This window comes from Actinomycetota bacterium (assembly GCA_030018275.1).
Lineage (GTDB): Bacteria > Actinomycetota > Aquicultoria > Subteraquimicrobiales > Subteraquimicrobiaceae > Subteraquimicrobium.
On the sequence record JASEGB010000005.1, the window covers coordinates 89620 to 95880 of the forward strand.

Consider the following 6261-nt stretch of genomic DNA (forward strand, 5'->3'; position numbering starts at 1 on the left):
TGAATATTTGAGTTGGGGTTCAGTCATGAGTGTAAAGATTTTATTCGTATGCAGTGGAAATACATGCCGAAGCAATATGGCCGAGGCTTTATTTAAACGATTGCTTTGGGAGAGGTTGGGAGAAGAATCCTTTGACCGCTGTAAAGAGGTGAGATAGTGAAAATAGTTATTGGTGGAGACCACGCTGGGTATGCGCTCAAGGAGAAGTTGAAGAAATTCTTGGGTGAAAAGGGCATACAGGTTACCGATATTGGAACGAATGGCTTGGAATCAGTGGATTACCCGGATTATGCGGAGAAGGCTGCAAGCTTGGTCGCCAGTGGAGAATACACTTATGGAATTTTGGTTTGTGGCACTGGGAATGGAATGGCCATGGCGGCGAATAAAATTCCGGGAATTCGAGCTGCCGTTTGTAATGATTTATATTCTGCAAGGTGCAGCAGGGAGCACAATGACGCCAATATCCTTGCACTTGGGGCTTGGATCATAGGCTGCGAGCTCGCAAAGGATATAATAAACATCTGGCTAAACACGCAGTTTTTAGGAGATCGCCATGCCCATCGTATCAAAAAGATCACCAATATCGAGAAGAGGATGAAAATTAGAGATTAGGGGGAAAGTGGATGAGTGTCATACGAAGAATCGACCCCGAAGTTGCCAAGGCATTGGCGGATGAGCTCGATCGCCAGAGAAATACCATCCAGCTTATCGCCTCCGAGAATTACGCAAGCCTTGCGGTTCTTGCTACTCAGGGTTCTGTTATGACCAATAAATATGCTGAAGGATATCCAAAGAGGAGGTATTATGGAGGCTGCCAATATGTCGATGTTGCTGAGGACTTAGCTCGGGAGCGTGCAAAATTACTTTTCAATGCGGAGCACGTCAACGTTCAACCACATTCGGGGTCACAAGCCAATATGGTTATCTACTTCACCGCCCTTGAAGTGGGAGATACCGTATTGGGATTGGAACTTACCCATGGTGGACATCTGACCATGGGGAGTCCGGTGAGCTTCTCCGGTAAACTCTATAATTTTATTCTTTATGGAGTGAATCGGGAAACGGAGATGTTCGACTACGATGAGATCCGCTCTCTGGCCAAAAAACATCGACCAAAAATGATCGTCACCGGAGCCAGCGCTTACCCTCGAATTATCGATTTCGCCGCTTTTAGGGAGATAGCCGATGAAGTGGGAGCTTTCCTCATGGCCGACATAGCTCACATCGCTGGACTCGTCGCCGCTGGTGTACACCCGAGTCCTCTTCCCCATGCTGAATTTGTGGGAATGACTACCCATAAGACCCTTCGAGGTCCACGCGGGGGAATGGTTCTGTGCAAGAGGGAATGGGCAGAAGCCATAGATAAGGCGGTTTTTCCAGAGACCCAAGGTGGACCCTTGATGCACGTGATTGCAGCAAAAGCGGTGGCATTTAAAGAGGCCTTAACGATTGAGTTCAAGGAGTATCAAAGGCAGGTCGTCAAAAATTGTAAGGTACTTGCGGAGACTCTTCAGGAGAAGGGTTTTAGATTGGTCTCCGGTGGGACCGATAATCACCTTTGTTTGGTCGACCTCACGAATAGGGAAATCACTGGTCGGGATGCCGAACTGGCTCTTGATGCCGTGGGCATAACGGTGAACAAAAATACAATCCCCTTTGAAACCAGGGGTCCCTTTATTACCAGTGGGATCAGAATAGGAACCCCAGCCATGACCACTCGAGGCGTAAAGGAAGAGGGAATGAGAAGAATAGGTACTTTGATTGCCAAGGTTTTGGACAATATTGGCAAGGAGAGTGTGTGTAAGCAGGTTCGAGCCGAAGTAAGAGAGCTCTGTCAGAACTTTCCGCTCTATCCAGAATTGGAGGAGAATTAATGACCATCGAAGGACGAGGGACGAAGGGCGAAGGTCGAAAGTCAATGGTCGAGTATCCAAAGTTGACTACGCTGAAGGCGCAAGGGAGACCTTCGTGGGATGAGTATTTCCTGAAGATAACCGAGCTCGTTTCCCATCGCTCTACGTGCTTAAGGAGACAAACGGGTGCCCTTCTTGTAAAGGATAAAAGGATATTGGCCACAGGATACAATGGAGCCCCCACGGGACTTAAGCATTGCGCCGAGGTCGGATGTCTTAGGGAAAGACAGGGTATCTCATCTGGTGAAAGACATGAATTATGCCGCGGGTTGCATGCGGAACAAAATGTCATCATACAGGCGGCTCTTCACGGAATAGAGATCAAGGGATCAACCCTTTATTGTACCCATCAACCCTGTGTTCTCTGTGCTAAAATGGTCATCAATGCCGGTATAAAGAGAATTTTATTCAAGGGTGGATATCCCGACCCTTTGGCTGAAAGTATTTTACGCGAGGCAAAAGTGGAATTGATTCATTTTGAAGGTTCTTACTGTGAACTGTGAACGGTAAACCATGACCGACTTATAAACTATCGACTAGATTTGGAAGTGCTGCCCGTGCGGGATTACCTACTCGCCTTTGCGGCGGCTATGGTAGTAGCCTATTTTATAACACCCCTCGTTGAGATCTTTGCCGTCAAAGCAGGGGTTGTTGATGTACCATCTGAAAGAAAGGTACATCCCGAACCAACTCCTATGCTGGGCGGTATCGCCATCTATCTCGCTTTTCTGCTCACACTCATCTGGTTTGTGGTCATCGAACAAGAGCTGGCGGGAATCCTTTTGGGTGGCACTTTGATGTTGATCCTGGGAATAATCGACGATATCTGGGATCTATCTCCTAAGGTAAAATTCTTAGGCCAGCTCCTTGCAGCCTCAATCCTTCTTTTCTACGGAATACAAATTGAATTCGTGGGTAATCCCCTTGGAGGATTGATCTATCTGGGGGGATGGTCCATACCTCTCACTCTGTTCTGGGTTGTAGGTCTCACGAATACTGTGAATTTCATCGATGGCCTGGATGGTTTAGCCGCTGGTGTATGCGGAATAGCTCTGCTTACCCTCTCTTTCTCCGCTCATCAAACTGGTCATATAGATATAGCATTTATCTGCCTCATTTTGGCTGGAAGCGCCCTTGGTTTTTTGAAGCACAATTTCAATCCAGCCAGAATCTTCATGGGGGACTCAGGGAGCATGTTTTTGGGATTCATGCTTGGGGCCATCACAGTGCAGGGTGTGATGAAAAGCATCGCAGCCATAGCTCTTTTGGTCCCCCTTGTGGTTATGGGTGTCCCAATTTTTGACGCTGCCTTTGCCATCTTCAGGAGGTATAAAAATAAGCAACCGCTAACGCAGGCGGATGATGGTCATATCCACCATCGATTACTCCGCCGGGGATTTAGCCACAGACAAACCGTAGTCATCCTTTACCTCTGGTGTTTTATGCTCAGTGCCGCGGCTCTCGCTCTGAGGTTTGCTTCTTCCCAGGTCAAGATAGTTGTCTTTGTGTGTTTGGCTATCTTAAGCTTCTTTTTTGAGCGCTACATAGGCATATTTGATGAATTTAGAGGAAAAATAGGGAGGAAATGACACCGACGTAGAAATGCATATAGTAATTTACAAGGTAAATCGTTGAACTCAAGGAGGAGGTAAAGTAATGGAAAGCTTCATCATCAGAGGTAGCAATAGACTGGTTGGTAACGTAACCATAAGTGGGGCTAAAAATTCTGCCCTCAAACTCATGGCCGCCTCTCTACTGAGTGAGGATGTGAGCGTACTTCGGAATGTCCCCAAGATAAAGGATGTTTATACCATGGCCCAAGTTCTTGAGGTATTAGGAGTTGGAGTGGATTTAAGCCAGGGGGATCAGGTTATCATCAGACCGGGTTCGCACCTTGAGTGTGAAGCTCCATATGAACTAGTGAGTCAGATGCGAGCTTCAATCATCGTTTTAGGACCCCTCCTTGCTCGGCTTGGTAGAGCTAGAGTAGCTATGCCCGGGGGTTGCAACATCGGTTCCAGAAAGATCGATCTTCACATTAGGGGATTGGAAACCCTGGGTGCCCAGATAGAGATGGGGCACGGCTATTTAGAAGCACGGTCCAGTGAGCTCAGAGGAAGGCTAATTCCACTCGATTTTCCAAGCGTGGGTGCGACTGAAAATCTGCTCATGGCTGCTACTCTGGCTAGGGGAGTAACCATAATTGAAAATGCTGCTCGGGAGCCTGAGATAGTGGATCTGGCCAATTTTCTAAATCAGATGGGGGCAAGGATTAGAGGAGCTGGAACTTCGACCATCGAGGTGCAGGGAGTGAAGGAGCTTCATGGGTCTGATTACACGGTGATTCCGGATAGAATAGAGGCGGGGACATTTCTTGTTGCCGCGGCGATAACCCAGGGAGATCTTCTGGTCAGAAATGCACGAGTGGAGCATTTAAATCTCGTTATAAGCAAACTTAAGGAATTGGGAGTTCAGGTGGAAGAGCTTCCCCAGGGGATTAGAGTCTCCTCCCAGGATAGACCCCAACCTGTGGATATAGCCACCCTCCCATATCCCGGCTTTCCCACTGATATGCAGCCCCAAATGATGGCTCTCCTATCCCTGGCTCAGGGTACGAGCATCATCACCGAGAACGTCTTTGAAAGCAGGTTCACCATCGTGGATGAATTAAACCGGATGGGTAGCAACATTCGCATAAGGGATCACCATGTGATCATCCGAGGTGTGCAAAGGTTAACCGGGGCACCGGTCAAGATTCCTGACTTGAGGGGGGGAGCCGCTTTAGTTCTTGCGGGACTCGCCGCCGAAGGGGTAACTGAGGTCAGAGATGTTCACCATATAGATAGGGGATATGAAAACTTCGAGCATAAGTTGAGAGCTTTGGGAGCGGATATCAATCGGGTGACCAAATATGCTATGTACGATGGATACGTAAGGTCGGAGACTCAGGATTCAGGATACATGATTCAGGAATGTTAGGAGCTTAATCCTTACAGCTTACAGCTTGAAACAGGACAGGATCGGCTTACAGCCAGGGAGGTTATTATTTATGTTGGATATAGAAGCTATCAAGAGCATCATTCCCCATCGGTATCCTTTCCTCCTTGTGGATAGGATTCTCGAGCTGGAACAGGGTAAACGTGCTGTGGGGATAAAGAGTGTTTCCGCCGATGAACCCTTTTTTATGGGACATTTCCCGGAGTATCCGGTGATGCCCGGTGTGCTCATCGTGGAAGCACTGGCTCAAGTGGGGGCGGTGGCTCTCTTGAGTTTGGAAGAGAACAAGGGGAAATTGGCGCTCTTTGCCGGAATAGATAATTTTAGATTCAAAAGGCAGGTACGTCCAGGCGATCAACTCCGATTGGAGGTACAGATCGTAAAGGCCAGGGGTGCCATCGGTAAGGGGCAAGCGACAGCTTATTTAGATGCCGAAGTTGTTGCTCAAGGCGAGCTCCTTTTCGCCGTTAAATAAATTGTACATTCACACTTTTTCTATGGAAGGAGATAAAGATGCGGGAAATCTTTAAAACCTCAATCACAAGATGCTTGATAGTACTTTTATCCATCGCGCTTTTTTGGATGGCTCTGACGGGATGTCTACCCCGCAAGGAGAAAAAGGAAGTGGAGGAGAAAAAGAAGGAAGTAAAGGTCACCGAAGAGGAAGAGAAGGAAAGAGAAGAAAAACCTAAGACAATGATGATCACGCTTTATTTTGGAGATGAACAGGCAGAGTACCTTTTGCCTGAGAAAAGAGGAATACCCAAGACCGAAGCCATTGCCCGATCCGCCATCGAGGAGTTGATAAAAGGACCGAAGGAAAGTGGACATTTCCCAACGATTCCGGAGGGAACGAGACTTTTGGGCATCAGAATCGAGGATGGAATTGCCCATGTCGATTTCTCCGAGGAGCTTGTGGAAAGACATCCAGGTGGTAGCGCCGGTGAAACCATGACCATTTACTCGATAGTGAGTACCCTTGTAGAGTTTCCAACCATTCAAAGGGTCAAATTTCTCGTGGAAGGCAGGGAGATAAAGACCCTCGCGGGTCACATGGATCTCACAGAACCCATCGCCCCCGATCCAGATTTAATCCGCCGTTAACCCCTTCTTTGAGCTCGAAAATTGTGAGGTTCACCACTTTGAATGTCCACGAAGATTAAATTTTAATGAAATCTTAATAAACAATTAACATATCTAGCAGGGATTAAAGGGAATTTTGGAGAACTGGGTATAATAAACAAAAGGGTAAATCATATAAAAGATAAACATGCTGATCTTTATCGATAGGTCAGTTGTATTATTAACGAGTTAGGTTAACACTTTGCCCTTTGACAAACGCAGGACATGT

8 protein-coding genes are annotated in these 6261 nt (G+C 47.3%); all 8 read left to right on the forward strand.

Going from position 1 to position 6261, the window contains the following annotated elements:
* Positions 1-25: 25 nt before the first annotated feature.
* The 8 genes from QMD66_03325 to QMD66_03360 all read left to right on the forward strand — a co-directional run bounded on the left by QMD66_03325 (position 26) and on the right by QMD66_03360 (position 6014).
* A complete protein-coding gene (locus QMD66_03325; GenBank protein MDI6821894.1) occupies positions 26-157 on the forward strand; it encodes a hypothetical protein in 132 nt (43 codons plus the stop codon).
* Entirely contained in the window at positions 157-612 is a 456-nt protein-coding gene (rpiB, locus tag QMD66_03330; protein MDI6821895.1) for a ribose 5-phosphate isomerase B, read from the forward strand. Before QMD66_03325 ends, rpiB begins: the two co-directional genes overlap by 1 nt.
* A gap of 11 nt (positions 613-623) precedes the next feature.
* Complete coding sequence (gene glyA / locus QMD66_03335; protein MDI6821896.1) at positions 624-1874, forward strand: serine hydroxymethyltransferase; 1251 nt, start codon at positions 624-626, stop codon at positions 1872-1874.
* A 44-nt stretch (positions 1875-1918) separates the two neighbouring features.
* Complete coding sequence (locus QMD66_03340) at positions 1919-2416, forward strand: cytidine/deoxycytidylate deaminase family protein (protein ID MDI6821897.1); 498 nt, start codon at positions 1919-1921, stop codon at positions 2414-2416.
* Positions 2417-2470: 54 nt separating this feature from the next.
* Positions 2471-3502, forward strand: coding sequence for an MraY family glycosyltransferase (locus tag QMD66_03345; protein MDI6821898.1), 1032 nt, complete (start codon positions 2471-2473; stop codon positions 3500-3502).
* A 67-nt stretch (positions 3503-3569) separates the two neighbouring features.
* Positions 3570-4892: a UDP-N-acetylglucosamine 1-carboxyvinyltransferase gene (gene murA, locus QMD66_03350; GenBank protein MDI6821899.1), complete on the forward strand. Its 1323-nt coding sequence runs from the start codon at positions 3570-3572 to the stop codon at positions 4890-4892.
* Between the two features lie 70 nt (positions 4893-4962).
* Complete coding sequence (gene fabZ, locus QMD66_03355) at positions 4963-5385, forward strand: 3-hydroxyacyl-ACP dehydratase FabZ (GenBank protein ID MDI6821900.1); 423 nt, start codon at positions 4963-4965, stop codon at positions 5383-5385.
* 38 nt (positions 5386-5423) lie between these two features.
* The gene (locus tag QMD66_03360) at positions 5424-6014 is read left to right on the forward strand and encodes a GerMN domain-containing protein (protein MDI6821901.1); all 591 of its coding nucleotides are present in this window, start codon (positions 5424-5426) and stop codon (positions 6012-6014) included.
* Positions 6015-6261 lie beyond the last annotated feature (247 nt).